This window comes from Thermotalea metallivorans (assembly GCF_001562415.1).
Classification (GTDB): domain Bacteria; phylum Bacillota; class Clostridia; order Peptostreptococcales; family Thermotaleaceae; genus Thermotalea; species Thermotalea metallivorans.
The window spans coordinates 1-16,185 of record NZ_LOEE01000061.1 but is presented as its reverse complement, the minus strand read 5'-3'; the positions used below and the strand labels follow the sequence as shown (position 1 = coordinate 16,185).

Genomic DNA, 16,185 nt, shown 5'->3' with positions numbered 1-16,185 from the left:
ATATCCGCACTGCCTACTTTGGAGGAAATGGAAGCATGTCAGTAAAGGATGATTTCACTTTTGGTGGTGAGCATATGGATAAAAACATGGAACAAATGAAACGAGCATATGACAGAATAGAAGAAATGAGGGAATTGGTCCAAGGGGATTATTATCGATTAAAGTATCATATCATGCCTCCTGCCGGGTTGTTGAACGACCCAAACGGATTTATTCATATTTACGGATATTATCATCTATTTTACCAATTTCATCCCTTTGATACAAAACACGGATTAAAGTATTGGGGCCATATAAGAAGCAAAGATTTGGTCCATTGGGAAGAACTACCTATTGCTTTGGCACCTGTTGAGGAATATGAGACCCATGGATGCTATTCAGGAAGTGCTGTAAACAATCAGGGAATTTTTACGCTGATCTATACAGGCAATGTAAAGGACCGCCAGGGAAATAGAGAAACCTACCAATGCATTGCTACAAGCAAAGACGGTATCCAGTTTGAAAAATGCAAAAGGAATCCTGTGATGCGTAACCAGCCCCAAGGGTATACAAGACATTTTCGGGATCCAAAAGTTTGGAGAAAAGATGGGAGCTGGTATATGGTCATAGGGGCACAAACGATGCAAGGGGAAGGAAGAGTTTTGCTTTTTCAATCGGATCATTTGAAAAACTGGACGTTCATAGGAGAAGTTGCAGGCTCCGGTATAGGGGGATTAGGCTATTTCGGATATATGTGGGAGTGTCCTGATATGTTCGAATTGGGGGGCAAAGACGTATTGATTGCATGTCCTCAAGGATTGCAGCCCCAAGGCGACTTATATAACAACAAGTATCAATGCGGATACTTTGTCGGAAAATTAGACTACAAAACAGGGCGAATGGAGCATCACGGTTTCACTGAGTTGGATAGAGGTTTTGAGTTTTATGCGGCCCAAACAACCCTCGACGAAAAGGGCCGGAGGATACTCATTGCTTGGATGGGCTTGCCCGAGGAGGAGGAACACCCGACAATTGAATACGGATGGATCCATGCCATGACCCTGCCAAGGGTTCTCGTAAGGGAAGGCAACAAGATTTGTCAAAAACCTATAGAAGAATTGAAAGTATTGCGAAAGAATCCGGTAGTTTATAGAAACATCATGGTAGAAAATGAAGAAATCATACTTTCCAATATTCATGGAGATGTTTTGGAGTTGCTGGTTGAATTTGAAGTGAAAGATGCCAAGGAATTTGGCATAAAATTAAGATGTTCTGAGGACGGGAAAGAAAGAACCATCATTTCCTATAGTTTGGAAACCAAGAAGGTGGAATTCAACAGAAACCATAGCGGCAGAGGATATAAAGGAATTCGACGGTGTTCTGTAAAGGACAGGGAAATAATTCAGTTTCATATTTTTATGGACACCTCTTCCGTGGAAATTTTTTTGAATGATGGGGAAGAGGTATTTACAGGCAGAATCTATCCTAATAAAAGCAGCAGAGGCATTCGATTCTATGCTGTAGGAGGGAAGGCAAAAATCAGGAAATTAGAAAAATGGGATCTATGAAATTGACTGATGTCATAAAAACCATGCTGCCTGACGGTGTCATTTATTGCAATTAGGCAATTAGAAGGAACAAGCAAACCTATCCTAAAAATCCCCTAACATTTAGAAACGAAAGTTTGGACGAATATGATCTAGCAGATGATTCTTTCAGATGAAAGGGGAAGGCCTTCCGGGTTTTTCGGGTGAAGAGAACAAAGAAAAGAATATATCACTAAATCATCCCCATAAATCATATGATGAATAGGAGGGGGTGATTTTTTGATTTATCGAAGAAAATATCACCGTAAAAAAGGGAACCTAAAGGCATTTATGACAATCGTTATTACATTCTTGCTGGTGATCTATAGCTTTCTCTTTGTGGACCAAAAAATAAAGCCGGCGGTCTTAGCCATTGCGGAAGTAAAAGCACGGGAAATCGCTACAAGGGCAATTAATGAATCGGTAAATGCAAAGGTATCAGATGATATCAAATATCAGGATTTGATTTTTATCAGAACAGACGGTGAAGGCAATGTGACAATGATGCAAGCCAACACCATGATGATGAACAAGCTGGCATCGGAGGTAGCTTTGTCCGTGCAAGACAATATCAAAAATATAAGGGCATCTTCCGTAAAGGTTCCCCTAGGCAACGTATTTGGCAGCCAACTGCTGGCCCAATACGGACCAAAAATCAACATCAATGTAACCCCCATCGGCATGGTCAATGTAGACTTTAAAACAGAATTTGAACAATCCGGCATCAACCAAACGAGGCATAAGATATATTTGATTGTAAAGACCCAAGTGAAAATTATTGTTCCCTTCTCATCCAATACGACGGCCGTAGAGACTTCTGTACCCATTGCTGAAACCATTATTGTTGGCAAAGTACCGCAAAATTATATTTTTGTGCCGAAGGATCAAATGTTGAACGTGGCTCCTACGGAAATAAATTAAAGTTAAGGTTGAACTTTAACTTGAAGGTTCGATTTGGATAAAATAGATGTCTTTTTGGAATTTTCGAGTATAATATATGGTATAGAAAGAGATAAGGTTGGTGAGGGTATGCAATTTAACGAGAACAATGAGATCATAAATGTTATAGAACAAAGGGCCATATTGGTGGGACTCAGTACAGGAACCAGGGATGAGATCACTACAATCGAAAATTCCATGGAAGAATTGAAGGAACTGGCAAAGGCAGCCGGAGCCGTAGTCCTTGATATGGTGGTTCAAAACAGGCCCAGGGTTGATGCAGCCTATTATATAGGTAAGGGAAAGGCCGAAGAGATAAAAATATTCTGTCGAGCCTTGGATGCAAACCTGGTGATCTTTAATGATGAGCTGTCAGGTGCTCAAATCCGAAATCTGGAAGAGCTGATGGAGGTTACGGTCATCGATCGGACAACCTTAATCCTTGATATTTTTGCCCAAAGAGCTCAGTCAAAGGAAGGAAAATTACAGGTAGAATTGGCCCAGTTAAGATATCGGTTGCCCAGATTGATCGGATTGGGAAATTCTTTGTCAAGAACAGGAGCCGGAATTGGAACAAGGGGCCCCGGTGAAAAAAAATTAGAGTTGGACAGAAGGCATATATTGGATCGAATTTCCGATATTCGCCATCAACTGGAAGAAATCAGAAAGAATCGTGAAACCCAGCGAACCAAAAGAAGAAAGAGTGAGATCCCTGTGGTTGCCCTCGTAGGCTATACCAATGCAGGAAAATCTACATTGATGAATAAATTGATGAGCATATCGGGGGTGCAGCAGGAAGAAAAAGAAGTATACGTGGAGGATATGCTCTTTGCTACTTTAGATACAGCCCATCGCAAGATGGTTCTGCCCAGCAAGGAGGAGTTTATTCTGATCGATACCGTAGGTTTTGTCAGCAAGCTGCCCCATTCCTTGGTGGAAGCTTTTAAAGCCACTTTGGAAGAAGTCCAAGAGGCTAATTTGCTTTTACATGTGGTAGATGCCACCAATGAGGATTTTGAGATGCAGATCAAGGTAACGGAGAAGGTATTAAATGAGCTGGGGGTAAAGGACAAGCCTACCATTTTGATTTTCAACAAGATAGACAAGCAAGAAGATCAATCTGCCCTTATACCCAGGGGAGAAAATATAGTGCATCTGTCCGCATTGAAAGATATTGGGATAGATATTTTGATGCAAATGATCAAAGACAAGCTTTTTAGCAACATGAAAAAGGTAAGCCTACTGCTTCCTTATAGCAAAGGCGATATTGTATCCTATTTGTGCGATAAGACAAAGGTGGTAAAAACAGAGTATAGGGAAGATGGCGTTTTGGTGGAGACGACGGTGGGACCTGCAGATTATAATAAGTATAGGCAGTATCAGGTGAATAAAGCAGAGATGGCAGAGTGAGCGTGTAGAACAGGTTAGCTTAGTTTCTCTTTTGTTTGTTGAACGATGTTTACAATGTTCATATAGGCGGATTGTGTCCCTCGAATGACAATGGGACGGCCGAATTTCACCCATTTTAGTCTTCTTGAGGAAAATCCCCCGATTTTCATGAGCCAATTTACGCTGGACAATGTATTGACAATCAAGAGATCCTCCTCCCTTTGACCCAGTATCTTCCACGTGTCTTGGATGGCCGGTATAACCAAATGGGGGGCAAATTGCCGGCTGAGGGTATAGATTTTGTGGCCCTTCTCATCGGTTCCTCGGAAAATGATTTTGCCCCGGTCGGTTTTTTCCAGCACATCATAAAAGGGAACATTCAAAAAATCATATTTGTTGGGGACGTAATCCATGGGCAGCATATTCAAATGAATAGCTGCGGCAGTCGTGGAAGAATGGGAGCCCCCGACACAGTGATAAATAACATGCAGAAAAATCACCTCCGATGAATCCTTAGAATTGCTTTATTAGTATACGTAAAAAAGCATGAAATTATAAACCTGCAAATGTATGAGATTTGAAAAAAATGGAATACTAGGAATAGGATTAGAATATAATTTTAGACAGACTGTTGCAATATTTGTTATTTAAATGTTTGAGATATTTTAATCTAAAAATTCAGAATAGTCTTGCCTTGCATTGCTATTTGTTGTATGATAGTAGTAATAAATAGGAGGGAGGAATTGGCTATGCTCTTTAGAAATTGTGCCGGTGGTGTGGTATTTTTTGAAGATAAGGTGCTGCTTTTAAAAAATGAAAAAGATGAATGGGTGTTGCCTAAAGGTGTAATTCGTAATGGGAATCTCTCAAGAGATGTTGCGTTAAGCCGTGTAAAGGAAGAAACCGGTGTAAATGCAGAAATCGTCTCACCGATTGGAGAAACCTGTTACGAATTTTATTCTATTACGAGACAAAGACCCGTATGCAACGAGATTATATGGTATCTTATGACGGCATCCAACGATCAATGCGTCCTGAACGAAGAATTGGGCTTCAAGGAAGTAGGTTTTTATCCGATTGATGAAGCAATTGAAAAAATTACCTACAGCCAAGACAAATCTCTCGTTAGTCTCTCCTATAGAAAATATAAAGACTTAATCAACAGTGAATTCGTGGTATAATGGTACCAGAGAGTAGTGATTGCTGCTCTCTGATTATTTTTTACGGAGGGAAGGCAATGCTAAAGAGATATAAAACTGTTTTTGGTTATGGGGAAGCGGAGCATGTGATCGAAAAGTCGAGGTTTATCGGTTATGTAAAACCTATTGGGAGTGAAGAAGAAGCCATTGAATTTATTGAAATGATCAAAACACGTCATAAAAATGCTACCCATAACGTGCCTGTTTATATATTTGGAGAAAACAGCGAAATACAGCGATACAGCGATGACGGAGAGCCGGCCGGTACGGCAGGAGTACCCATATTGGATATGTTGAAAAAGGAAGATATCAAAAATACGGTGATTGTGGTAACAAGATACTTTGGAGGTATCAAGCTGGGAACGGGAGGCTTGGTTAGAGCTTATACATCTACGGCAAAGCTCGCGTTAAATGAAGCCAAGGTCATAGAAAAGGTGCTTTATCACACGATAAAAATACGGATAGATTATTCATGGCTGGGGAAAGTACAAAATGAAATTCTCAATCGTGGATATGTGATCAAAGATACGGTTTTTGACGATGCTGTCAATCTGTACGTCTATGTAAAGATGGATGAGAGGGATGAAATGATCAAGCAAGTACTCAATCTAACCAGCGCAAGAGCAGAAATTGGCGTTGTGGATACCTTGTATCTGAATGAATATGACGGTGTTTTGATGGGAGAATCATTTTTCTAAGAATAGTGAAAGACAAAAGAGGGTATAAATGATCATAGGAAACAGCAAAGGAGGTTTTGTACATATGGAGCAATTAAAAAAGGAAATGCTCAGCAAAAAAGTGTGGGCTGTTGTAGGGGCAACACCCAACACTGAAAAATTTGGAAATAAGATATATAAAAAGCTGAAAAGCAAAGGGTATGAAGTATATGCCGTAAATCCCAACTATGATGAGGTAGAGGGAGATCGGTGCTATCACAGCATTGCTGAATTGCCCGTAAAGCCTGATTGCGTGGATATGGTAGTATCTCCCCCTATCAGCAAAAAGTTTATACCGGATATTGCAGAGGCAGGAATAAAATACCTTTGGTTTCAGCCGGGCTCTTTTGACGAAGAAGCTGTCCAATTGGCAGAAGATAAAGGACTGCAGGTGGTTTATCATCATTGTGTGTTGGTGGCCCTGGGCTAAAAAGTCGTACTATTTTGTACGGCTTTTGTCTTTCCAAAAAAATTCATATAGTCCCATAAAAAAAAGGAAGACGCCAAACAACTTTCTTAATAAATTGGAAGGAAGATTTACTGCCAAATATGATCCTGCCACGGCACCAAGTACTCCCGTGGCGATGAGAGGGAGACATAATTGCAATTCGATGTTTTTATTTCGAAAATGGGTGATAAGAGCAACGACAGCTACTGGTACAAATGACAGCAAATTCACACTTTGCCCTTGGTGCTGGGTAAGGGATGTAAACATAATGAGGGCAGGAATTAAAATAGTGCCACCCCCTATGCCCATACCGCCGATAATGCCGGAGAATAAGCCTATGAGAATCAAAAACATTAAAACACCATCCTTAGTGCTGCAATCATCATAAAAAGGGCAAAACCTTTCCGCAATAAATTGCTGGGAATGCGGTTCAACAGTTTTGCTCCGATATATCCTCCCAAAATGCCCCCCAGTGCTACTTTGATGGTTACATCCCAAACAATGATCCCATATCGAAAATAGATAAACATGCTTACCAAGGTTAAGGGTAGGATCACGGAAATAGCCGTGGCATGGGCTTTGTGTTCCTCTATTCCTAAAATAAAAAACATGCCAGGAACAAGGACAGTCCCACCGCCGGAGCCAAATAATCCGTTGACAAGCCCTGTAATGAGACCTAAGAGAATCAATTTTATAGAAAAAGTGCTTTTTCCCATGGAATCACCTATTCATTACATATTTGTCCAAAAGAATCCCAATAATAATTTCACAGAATGTTTTCATATATATTATTGTTATCTTTATAAAATATTTTATAAGTCTATTGACGAAAATGGATAAATGTTATAAAATGAAACCAATAAATCCGATAAGAATACTATGAATTGGAGGGATATGATGAAAATCGCCAAAAATATCACTGAGTTAATAGGGAATACACCGATGGTGAAGCTAAATAGAGTTGTTGGAAAAGACGATGCAGAAATTTATGCAAAATTAGAGTTTTATAATCCGGGAAGCAGCGTAAAAGACAGAATTGCACTTAGTATGATTGAAGCCGCTGAGAAAGAAGGCCTGTTGAAAGAGGGTTCCGTCATTGTTGAGCCTACCAGTGGCAATACGGGAATAGGTTTGGCCATGATTGCTGCAGCAAAGGGATATAAATGTATCTTGGTCATGCCGGAAACCATGAGTATAGAAAGAAGAAAATTGTTAAAGGCTTTTGGTGCGGAGCTTGTACTGACAGATGGGACAAAAGGCATGAAAGGAGCTATTGAAAAGGCATTGGAAATTGTGAAAGAAAATCCTGCATATTTTATGCCCCAGCAATTTGAAAATGCAGCAAATCCGGAGATTCACAGGAATACAACTGCACAGGAAATCTTAGATCAAATGGATAACCAATTTGATATGTTTGTGGCGGGTGTAGGTACAGGTGGAACGATCACGGGGGTAGGAGAGGTTATTAAAAAGAAAATAAAAGACGTAAAAATTGTGGCCGTTGAACCGAAAGATTCGCCCGTGCTGTCTGGGGGTCAACCGGGGCCCCATAAAATCCAAGGGATTGGTGCCGGGTTTATACCCAAAATATTGAATATGAATGTCATTGATGAGATTATCCCCGTAGATAGCGAAGATGCTATGGAAATGGCAAGAAGAATGGCGAAGGAGGAAGGAATTCTCGTAGGCATCTCCTCAGGAGCAGCCGTATGGGGGGCTGTACAGAAAGCCAAAGAGTTAGGAAAGGGAAAGAAAATCGTCGTTGTCATACCTAGCTATGGTGAAAGATATTTAAGCACCCCCCTTTTTCATTTTGAATAAAATTTTGCAATACATAGTCCTTGGGGCTATGTATTTTTTTTGTTTTGTTCTATGGAAATTTATTTTTGTGCTATAATAAGTAAAAGAAACAAGCCTAAACACACTTGGATGCGTACAGAAAGGAGTTTTTCAGATGAATAGATCGATTGAAGAAAAAATCAACCTGACCGTTGCATGGTTGAGGAAAAAAGTGGAAGAATCCTGTACCCGCGGAATTGTTGTAGGGATTTCTGGAGGTATAGATTCTGCACTGGTTGCTTTTTTGATTAAAAGGGCTTTGCCAAATAATTCATTAGGCATTATCTTGCCCTGCAAAAGCAATCCCAAAGACCGGGAGGATGCTTTGAAGGTGGTGGAAGCCTGTGGCATTCAGCATATGGAAATAGAGCTCAGTGACGTCCATGAACTGTTATTTCAGAGTGTAGTCAGCACCATGGGCAATCGGGGGCTAATGGATAGTGACGCCGATTTAAGGCTGAGTGATGCCAACCTGAGGGCCAGATTGCGCATGAGTACCATTTATTGTGTGGCCAACTCTTTGAACTATCTTGTATCGGGGACAGACAATGCGGCAGAGATACACACAGGCTATTTTACAAAATACGGAGACGGTGGTGTGGACATTATTCCCATTGCAAATTTAAAAAAGCGAGAAGTTTATGCGTGGGCAAAGCATCTTGGTGTCCCCCAAAGTGTCCTAGACAGACCTCCTTCAGCAGGGTTATGGGAAGGACAGACGGATGAAGAGGAAATGGGGACAACCTATGAAATGGTGGATGATTTATTGGAAGGAAAGGAAATTCCCGAAAGAGATCGATTGATCATTGAAAAATTGCATCAGCGTTCAGAGCATAAACGAAGAATGCCGGACAAACCACCTGTTTTTTAAAATTTATCCGGTTTTTCATACATCTGTAAAGGATGTTTTTCATTTCAGGAGGTGAAAATATATCCTTTATAATCACTTTCTATTGATACAAAACATAATCTATAAGAAGAAGGATTTATAAAAAACTAAGACCATAGCAGTGAGTTATGATAATGCTCCACCTGGATGAAGGAAAATATAATTTTTTATCGTATTTGTTAAGAGAAAAGAAATGATTCAATTTTTAACATGTCTATTGGAGGCAACCATGAGATTGGTACGATTAGAAAATGTAACTTCCGGCATGATCTTAGCAAAGGATATCTATTCTTGTGAGGGAAAAATCCTGTTGGCAAAAGGCGTTACTCTTACAAGTCATTTTATAAAAAGATTGCAAAGTTTGTCTATCGGGGAGATTTACATTGAAGATGAGATCTCTAGGGATATTGAAATCGTAGACATTATCGATGATAAAACAAGAATGATGGCAAAGCAGACGTTGTATCAAGCAGTACAAGATCTAAAAGCAAATAAAAGCCTTGATTTTTCCAGCATTCAGATGGTCATCAACAGAATTGTAGATGAGCTGTTGAGAAATAAGGATATCATGGTGAATTTATCAGATTTAAGGTGCGTTGATGAATATACCTTTGCCCATTCGGTCAATGTGGCGGTATTATCGATTGTGATTGGGAAAGCCCTAGGTTTTCACGAGCTCCGTTTGAGGGATTTAGGAATTGGTGCAATTCTTCATGATATTGGCAAGACCCAGGTTCCCAATGAGATTCTGAACAAGCCGGGCAAGCTGGAGCTTCATGAAATAGAAATCATGAAAAATCATCCTGCCTTTGGTTATGAAATATTGAAAGAGTATTGCGAAATCAGCAGTTTATCAAGGGTAGCAGCATTGATGCATCATGAGCGGGTGGATGGGTCAGGATACCCATTTGGAAAAAGAGGAAGTGAAATACCAGAGTTTGCAAGGATTATTGCCATTGCCGATACCTACGACGCCATGACCTCCAATAGAGTGTACAGAAAAAAGATTACCCCGAACAAGGCTGTAGAATATTTGATGTCCATGGGAGATTACCATTTTGATCATGATATGGTAAAAGTTTTTCTGAATCATATTACTGTTTTTCCTGTGGGGACGATTGTCAAATTAAATACTCAAGAGAAAGCCATCGTTATCGACAACAACAGGTATTGTCCTACAAGACCTATCGTTAGAATTATCAAGGATAGCAAGGGAGAGTATGTGACAAAATTTCAGGAAATTGACCTCCAAAAAAAATTAAATATATTTATTGAAGAGGTTTGTGATGAATAAAATTCTAATAGAGGCAGATAATAAATCTAGAACAGGGTAGCAAGGAGAGCGACATCCCAGGATTGGTTCGAGCTTAGAACTGGCAGGATACCGAAGGACCTTTCACAGCTATCCCTGTTCATTTTTTGCATAAAAATTTCACACTGCTGCCATGTAAAAAAGCACCTTTTGGTGCCTTTTTACATGGCAGCAGTTAAATCTTCTTGCATCAACAGGATATTTTTTAGTACGATGCTGCTGTTGATTTTTATCAAATGGAGATCTTTTTTATTGAGGGATTTTTCCAAATTATTTACCGACGCATCAAATTTGTCAATAGTAGCCTTTCCCTTTTTTTCGATCAATTGTGGCTTTAAAGTCTGTCCATGCTCTTTCAATTTATTTAAACTTTCTTGGGCTGCCTGATAATTGCCGACGGCTGCATTTAACACGAGGTTGCGGATATGGTATTTTAATGTATATATGGAAGGAGGCACTTCTTTTTTGAAATATGCCATAAAATCTGGCAGATAGGCTGTAAGGTTATTGGCAATGGATAAGGTTTCAAAATATTTGTTCTCGATGCCGGCTTTTGTTAAATTATCCAAGGTAGTTTCAAAATTATTCATAATCTCCGGAGAAATTCCCTGTTGAATTAATTGAGGCTCCAGTACATTCCATTTATTATGAAGTCCCAAGATCGTACTATTTATACCATTCCATAACTCTGCAAGATTTTTTGGTATTTTTTGCGATTGCTTTTTTGCAGAATCAGTTTTTTCCCGTTTCATTAACTCTGTAAGAATTCCTTCATCAATGGTCATGGGTTTAGGTTTTTCTTCTTCACCGCCACTAGCACCACTGCCGCTGCTTCCCTGCTGACCTCCCTGTCCTTCTCCCTGTTCTCCCTCCTGCTTCTTCTGTTCTGAATCTCCTCCTCCTTCTGCTGCTTTCATCTGCAATTCTTCCATTTTCTTCTTTTGTTCAATCATTTCCTTTTCCACAATTACCCGTTGAAAGTAGGGAATTTTATCTGTCTGCTCCATAATCTTGATAGCATCTTTTTCGATTTCTTCAATTACCTTTGGCATGGGCTTTGGTTCATTTTCAGACTTTGGACTGGGTTTTTGTGGTTTTTGTCCACAGGCTGCCGAACTGATCACAATACAAAAAATCATGGCGAATATGCCCCATTTTTTTATCTTCATCATACAATCACCTCAAATCTAGTATTTCCATTGTAATGATAAACAATACTGAGATCCATCATTCGTAACACAAATCAAAATAAAAGCATAAAATGGTATATGACTTTCTTTATTTTAATTTCGCAATGAGGTGGTGAAAAAGTGTATTGTTATACAATTGCCTGTAACCTGCAGTGTGTTCTGCGAGAATTAATCATGTGGACAGATATTTCCAGCGAACATCCAATATTTATTAAAACGGTGGCGAAATTGACAAAAAAGGATTTGCCGAAGAACATTGTGGAGGAATTAAAGAAGCTGAATGAGATGTTTGAAGAATTGAATAAGCATGCCAAGGAACAACTGGCCGGTATGCAGCATATGATGATGCATCCTGCGCTATGGGTGCATATGAATCAAATCAAGACCTTATTGAACGAATTTGGCAGGCGAAACAGAATTTTTATGAATCTACTGAAGGAGATGATGCATTACGGAAAAGAGGATAAGGTCTGGCAGACCTTGTTAAGTCACATTGAGGAAGAGCAAACTTATATGGATCGGCTCTTTCATACCTTGTATATGCAGCTTTAAATCAAAGAAAGTTCAGATGCTTATTTAAATTTATACGGGAGACAAAATATAAAAGGGGATTCTTGTGTAATCGAGCAAGGTAAAGCCGAAGTAATTTGCTTCGGCTTTTATCCTTCTCACAGAACCGTACATACGGGCCTCGTATACGGCTCCTGATAAATCTCAGTCACTATTCCCTATAGTGATACAAAATGCCGACATTGTATTTTTCCAGGTTGATTAACCCTAGTTCGTCAAACCAGCTATTGGGCAACGCCATGCTTATTAAAGGATTGGCTGAGTTTTTCCATGTGGTCATGGAAATTTTCTCAAATGTACCTTTGTAACCGCGTCTTCTTAGCATCTTGTGCAGTGCCTTCCAGGTTTTCCATTCCTTCATTTTCTTCATTCGCAGCCGACGCCTTATCCATCCAATCAATTCTTTGAATATTCCCTTACAGTTGGCTATCCGGAAGTAGTTTGCCCATCCTCGCAATACGGGATTTAAAAGTTTGACCATTTTCTCTACGTTCATTCCGTGATTTCTCGGAGTCATCTCCCGTATCTTTTCCTTGAAACTTTTCAGTTTCTTTGGGCTAATTGTCACATGCTTGGAGTAGATTACGAAGCCAAGGTAGGTTACACCATTTTCGTTGTCAGTTAGGTGAGTCTTTTCCCTGTTGACTACTAGTTTTAATTCCTTTTCCAAAAACTCTATAGCTATCTGCTGATATTTCTTTGCTTCTTGGTAGGTCCGGGCAAAGAGCAGTATATCGTCTGCGTAGCGGACGATCCTTATGCCACGGTTCTTCATCTCCTGGTCGAATCTGTCCAGGTATATATTTGTCAATAGGGGAGAAATCACTCCACCTTGCGGACTCCCCAAGTCTGTTTCTTCCCATACCCCTTCTTTTATCACTCCAGTAGTTAGAAATTTCTTTATCAGTTTCAGGATGCTCCCGTCACTGATCTTACGGTTGACTCCTTCCAGGATTAGCTCATGATCCAGCCGATCAAAGCATTTGGATAGATCCATGTCCACAACATGATTCAATCCATATTTGTTTATGAACATCTCTGCCTTGGCTACTGCTTGGTGACAGGATCGCCCAGGTCTATATCCATAGCTTGACGGGTGAAATTCGGGTTCAAAGATTGGTTACAGGATGTTTAGGAGAGCTTGTTGGACTATCCGGTCCCTAACTGTAGGTATACCTAGCGGGCGTTTACTGCCGTCCGCTTTGGGTATCTCTACCCGCAGTACCGGTTGGGGTTCGTAAATGCCAGTCTTGAGTTCGTGTTGAAGTTGGCTTAACCTTTCTTGCAGATTTTGGCCGAAGGCTTCCACAGTCTCCCCGTCTACTCCGGGGGCGCCATTGTTGGCTTTGACGGCTTTGTATGCTTTCTCCAGGTTATCCATCCGGTATACTTTGTCTATTAGGCTATACCATTTCTTCAATCACTTCACCCCATTTCGCTATGCTTCCTCTGTAGTCCAGGATTTCGCGCCGGTCCCTTCAAGTACTTTCTAGGCGTCTCTAGCTCTCTGGAAATCTTACCTCTCCAGTTACTTTACTCCGGCTGAGGGGACGTGCTGCCCAGCAGGTTCGTCACCCTCGGTTCAGCCGTTCCCTTTGGCTTTCCATCCAAAGTTGTCTTCTCTTCCCATCCTTTCTCTACTTTGGTTGCATTCTTTGATTTATCTTCCTCCCTTCGCAAGTACAGCCGATTTTGGCTTACTGTGCCCCACTGAAACCAGGTGCAGTGTCCTCCCGGTTTTGCCCTCCGGTCTGTTACCAGCTTTCATTGGCCGAGAGTTTATCACTACTACGGATTCATCTGCCACCCCACATCACTTCGCCCCACACTTGTGTTTCCACTTGTTTGAGCCTACCCTCTCTAAGGGATGATGCCGGGCTTCACCGGTTAAGCCTACCTGCCTAGATCTGCACGCATCCGTCTTAACTCCTCAGGTTATCCAGCTTTCGGGCTTTCCCACTCTGTGCAAGGTTACCCACCTGACAAGCCATCCCCGGTTCGCTTGCGCTATGTTCCAGATTCCCCCTTCAGCTTCCTTCAGGCCCCACCGTTGGCCAGTGACGCCCTTGCTTACGGGTTGTCTTCCCGCTGGTTAGGTGACGGGGTTTCTTTCAATCCATCGGCTCAGTAAACATGCCGGTCAAACACATAAACCCCCGGTTTTACCGGGGGTTGCAGTTTGCAGAAAAACACGGCTTCCCTAAGTAATAGAAGCCGTGTTTTTTCATGAAATCGATTAGTTTTTGGAATAAAATGAATGGGTTTGGTCCGGTTTTACCAGACCTCCACATCCAGTTCGCCATCTTTTTTAAATTCATACATGCAGCAACAAGCATCGCCTGCGCTGACACCCTTTTTAATCCTCGTAGGGTTGTCCAACGCATACCATGCTTTTCCTTCATATCCGCAAAGACACGTTCAATCGTTTCTTTGCGCCGTGCATATATTTCTTTATTAATATCCGTGTGCCTTAAGTGCTCTGCCTCTTCCACATAATCAGCCCATATATGCCGAGTTACCAGCTTTGTATAGTCTTTGCTACCTGTGCATTGGCTCCGATAAGGACAGTTCATGCATACTTGCGGGTCTGATTTGTATTCTCTGTATCCTTCTCTATTCGTTGTCCGGTAAGTTAATATTTGATTGTTTGGACATATATAGCAGTCATAATATTCATCATATACATACTCATACTTTTTGAAAAATCCATCCTTGGTCATTGGCCTTGTATAGGGCATTACAGGTCTTATCTCTTGGTCTATCAGTATCTTACAGTTATATGGTGTTTTGTAGCCAGCATCTACTGCAACATATTCAGGTTTTCCTACATTCTTTTTTACCTGTTCTAAGACTGCTTCAAGCATCGTACTGTCATGGACATTTGCAGCTGTAGCAGCTATACCAAGTATGAAGCCGTTTCTATCGCAAGCGGTATGGAATGAATAGGCAAAACATTTCTCTTTTTCATTCTTTCTTAGCACTCCACTATCGGAATCTGTTCTGTTAATTTTAATTTCCTTCAACTCTGTTTTTTTTTACTCATATCAAGTGGCGCCTTACCGTGTAACTTACGGTCTTCGTTAATCTCCTGGTCTAAAAGCTCTTGATAATTGCCAGCTTCTTTTTCCAGCATTACTTTGTCGTATTTCTTTTTGTTGGCATTTGCTTTTACATGGGTTGCATCTATGAAAATGGCATCTGCCTTAATAAATCCGGCCTTTACTGCTTCCTCTAAGATTTTTACGAATATCTGCTCAAATATATCTGTATCCTTAAACCTTCTAACATAGTTCTTTCCCACCGTTGTAAAGTGAGGAATCTGCTCGTTTAGCCCATACTTGATAAACCAGCGATAAGCAACGTTTGTTTGTATTTCAGAGATAGTCTGCCGCATGGACTTAATTCCGAATATATACTGGATAAACACAATCTTGAACAGTACTACAGGATCAATACTTGGTCGTCCATTATCCATGCAGTATTTATCAGATACAAGATCATATATGAAATTGAAATCTATGGCAGCCTCAATCTTTCTTACTGGATGATCCTCTGGAACCAGCTGATCCAGACATAACATTTCAATCTGGCTGCGAATATCGTCTTTATCCTTTGTTAACATCTAAAACACCACCGTATTAACACTTTACAGTATATATTCTACAAAAAAGAAGAGAATCCTTTTTGTTTCTAAGGATTCTCTTAATATTTCTATATATTTCTATGCTTTGTCTTCAGTCTGAAACCCCCGGTTTTACCGGGGGTTGGACAGTGTAAAATAGAGTGTGTAAACTCCAACATATGCTAAAATAAGATTAGGATGATAGCGGGAGGATTCACACATGATAAAAGATAGAAGACAGTTAGCAAAAGAAATTATAGATGCATTTGACCCTAAAAACATAGAGGATATAGCATCGGCGTTAAAAGAGTTATTCTCTGCCACTTTAGAAAAAATGCTTATAGCCCAAATGGATCAACATCTTGGATATACAAAGTATAATTATAAAAATAAGTCCGGCAAAAACTCTAGAAATGGCTTTAAGGAAAAAAATATCGTATCAAAGTATGGAGAATCTACAATTCAAGTACCTAGAGACAGAGAATCTACTTTTCAACCTCAAGTAGT

18 protein-coding genes and 1 pseudogene are annotated in these 16,185 nt (G+C 40.4%); 11 read left to right on the top strand and 8 right to left on the bottom strand.

The window, feature by feature from the left end:
- Positions 1–35: 35 nt before the first annotated feature.
- From AN619_RS12460 to hflX, 3 genes are all read left to right on the top strand, one after another.
- Positions 36–1,547, top strand: coding sequence for a glycoside hydrolase family 32 protein (locus tag AN619_RS12460; RefSeq protein WP_242867403.1), 1,512 nt, complete (start codon positions 36–38; stop codon positions 1,545–1,547).
- 258 nt (positions 1,548–1,805) lie between these two features.
- On the top strand, positions 1,806–2,486 hold the full coding sequence (gene yunB / locus AN619_RS12455) for a sporulation protein YunB (RefSeq protein WP_242867402.1): 681 nt from the start codon (positions 1,806–1,808) through the stop codon (positions 2,484–2,486).
- A 108-nt stretch (positions 2,487–2,594) separates the two neighbouring features.
- Positions 2,595–3,914, top strand: coding sequence for a GTPase HflX (gene hflX, locus AN619_RS12450; RefSeq protein WP_068557515.1), 1,320 nt, complete (start codon positions 2,595–2,597; stop codon positions 3,912–3,914).
- A 14-nt stretch (positions 3,915–3,928) separates the two neighbouring features.
- On the opposite strand, the gene AN619_RS12445 is transcribed toward hflX, so the two are convergent.
- Complete coding sequence (locus tag AN619_RS12445) at positions 3,929–4,393, bottom strand: DUF3189 family protein (protein WP_330382086.1); 465 nt, start codon at positions 4,391–4,393, stop codon at positions 3,929–3,931.
- Positions 4,394–4,642: 249 nt separating this feature from the next.
- Between AN619_RS12445 and AN619_RS12440 the strand changes: the two genes are divergently transcribed.
- The 3 genes from AN619_RS12440 (at position 4,643) to AN619_RS12430 (ending at position 6,238) form a co-directional block, all read left to right on the top strand.
- Positions 4,643–5,074, top strand: a complete 432-nt coding sequence (locus AN619_RS12440; RefSeq protein ID WP_068557448.1) for an NUDIX hydrolase — start codon at positions 4,643–4,645, stop codon at positions 5,072–5,074.
- Positions 5,075–5,130: 56 nt separating this feature from the next.
- Positions 5,131–5,790, top strand: coding sequence for a YigZ family protein (locus AN619_RS12435; RefSeq protein WP_068557446.1), 660 nt, complete (start codon positions 5,131–5,133; stop codon positions 5,788–5,790).
- Positions 5,791–5,854: 64 nt separating this feature from the next.
- Positions 5,855–6,238 (top strand): CoA-binding protein, encoded by a 384-nt coding sequence (locus AN619_RS12430; RefSeq protein WP_068557511.1) that lies wholly within the window; start codon positions 5,855–5,857, stop codon positions 6,236–6,238.
- A 9-nt stretch (positions 6,239–6,247) separates the two neighbouring features.
- Here AN619_RS12430 and AN619_RS12425 read toward each other — a convergent pair whose 3' ends face one another.
- Complete coding sequence (locus AN619_RS12425) at positions 6,248–6,610, bottom strand: sulfite exporter TauE/SafE family protein (RefSeq protein WP_068557444.1); 363 nt, start codon at positions 6,608–6,610, stop codon at positions 6,248–6,250.
- Positions 6,610–6,972: a sulfite exporter TauE/SafE family protein gene (locus tag AN619_RS12420; protein ID WP_068557442.1), complete on the bottom strand. Its 363-nt coding sequence runs from the start codon at positions 6,970–6,972 to the stop codon at positions 6,610–6,612. The genes AN619_RS12425 and AN619_RS12420 overlap by 1 nt, the downstream gene beginning before the upstream one ends.
- Positions 6,973–7,150: 178 nt before the next feature.
- Between AN619_RS12420 and cysK the strand changes: the two genes are divergently transcribed.
- The 3 genes from cysK (at position 7,151) to AN619_RS12405 (ending at position 10,278) form a co-directional block, all read left to right on the top strand.
- Entirely contained in the window at positions 7,151–8,077 is a 927-nt protein-coding gene (cysK, locus tag AN619_RS12415; RefSeq protein WP_334292201.1) for a cysteine synthase A, read from the top strand.
- Between the two features lie 133 nt (positions 8,078–8,210).
- Positions 8,211–8,966: an NAD(+) synthase gene (gene nadE, locus AN619_RS12410; protein WP_157065013.1), complete on the top strand. Its 756-nt coding sequence runs from the start codon at positions 8,211–8,213 to the stop codon at positions 8,964–8,966.
- Positions 8,967–9,213: 247 nt separating this feature from the next.
- A complete protein-coding gene (locus AN619_RS12405; protein WP_068557438.1) occupies positions 9,214–10,278 on the top strand; it encodes an HD-GYP domain-containing protein in 1,065 nt (354 codons plus the stop codon).
- Between the two features lie 179 nt (positions 10,279–10,457).
- Here AN619_RS12405 and AN619_RS16175 read toward each other — a convergent pair whose 3' ends face one another.
- On the bottom strand, positions 10,458–11,465 hold the full coding sequence (locus AN619_RS16175) for a hypothetical protein (protein WP_068557435.1): 1,008 nt from the start codon (positions 11,463–11,465) through the stop codon (positions 10,458–10,460).
- A 141-nt stretch (positions 11,466–11,606) separates the two neighbouring features.
- Between AN619_RS16175 and AN619_RS12395 the strand changes: the two genes are divergently transcribed.
- A complete protein-coding gene (locus AN619_RS12395) occupies positions 11,607–12,038 on the top strand; it encodes a DUF2935 domain-containing protein (protein ID WP_068557434.1) in 432 nt (143 codons plus the stop codon).
- Positions 12,039–12,207: 169 nt separating this feature from the next.
- Here AN619_RS12395 and AN619_RS12390 read toward each other — a convergent pair whose 3' ends face one another.
- From AN619_RS12390 to AN619_RS12385, 4 genes and pseudogenes are all read right to left on the bottom strand, one after another.
- Positions 12,208–13,173, bottom strand: coding sequence for a reverse transcriptase domain-containing protein (locus AN619_RS12390; protein ID WP_242867405.1), 966 nt, complete (start codon positions 13,171–13,173; stop codon positions 12,208–12,210).
- Positions 13,174–13,176: 3 nt separating this feature from the next.
- A complete protein-coding gene (locus AN619_RS16375) occupies positions 13,177–13,476 on the bottom strand; it encodes a reverse transcriptase family protein (RefSeq protein WP_242867401.1) in 300 nt (99 codons plus the stop codon).
- A 113-nt stretch (positions 13,477–13,589) separates the two neighbouring features.
- The gene (locus AN619_RS16025) at positions 13,590–13,736 is read right to left on the bottom strand and encodes a hypothetical protein (protein ID WP_157065012.1); all 147 of its coding nucleotides are present in this window, start codon (positions 13,734–13,736) and stop codon (positions 13,590–13,592) included.
- Positions 13,737–14,218: 482 nt separating this feature from the next.
- A pseudogene (locus AN619_RS12385) lies at positions 14,219–15,678 on the bottom strand (IS1182 family transposase).
- A gap of 220 nt (positions 15,679–15,898) precedes the next feature.
- Between AN619_RS12385 and AN619_RS12380 the strand changes: the two are divergent.
- The coding region (locus tag AN619_RS12380) for a transposase (RefSeq protein ID WP_198153309.1) at positions 15,899–16,185 on the top strand (287 nt) is incomplete at its 3' end.

Bases quoted from the DNA above. Each gene is read 5' to 3' on its own strand.
- AN619_RS12460 (WP_242867403.1), top strand. From the start codon at position 36: ATGTCAGTAAAGGATGATTTCACTTTTGGTGGTGAGCATATGGATAAA.
- hflX (WP_068557515.1), top strand. From the start codon at position 2,595: ATGCAATTTAACGAGAACAATGAGATCATAAATGTTATAGAACAAAGG.
- AN619_RS12440 (WP_068557448.1), top strand. From the start codon at position 4,643: ATGCTCTTTAGAAATTGTGCCGGTGGTGTGGTATTTTTTGAAGATAAG.
- AN619_RS12435 (WP_068557446.1), top strand. From the start codon at position 5,131: ATGCTAAAGAGATATAAAACTGTTTTTGGTTATGGGGAAGCGGAGCAT.
- AN619_RS12430 (WP_068557511.1), top strand. From the start codon at position 5,855: ATGGAGCAATTAAAAAAGGAAATGCTCAGCAAAAAAGTGTGGGCTGTT.
- AN619_RS12425 (WP_068557444.1), bottom strand. From the start codon at position 6,610: ATGTTTTTGATTCTCATAGGCTTATTCTCCGGCATTATCGGCGGTATG.
- AN619_RS12420 (WP_068557442.1), bottom strand. From the start codon at position 6,972: ATGGGAAAAAGCACTTTTTCTATAAAATTGATTCTCTTAGGTCTCATT.
- cysK (WP_334292201.1), top strand. From the start codon at position 7,151: ATGATGAAAATCGCCAAAAATATCACTGAGTTAATAGGGAATACACCG.
- nadE (WP_157065013.1), top strand. From the start codon at position 8,211: ATGAATAGATCGATTGAAGAAAAAATCAACCTGACCGTTGCATGGTTG.
- AN619_RS12405 (WP_068557438.1), top strand. From the start codon at position 9,214: ATGAGATTGGTACGATTAGAAAATGTAACTTCCGGCATGATCTTAGCA.
- AN619_RS16175 (WP_068557435.1), bottom strand. From the start codon at position 11,465: ATGAAGATAAAAAAATGGGGCATATTCGCCATGATTTTTTGTATTGTG.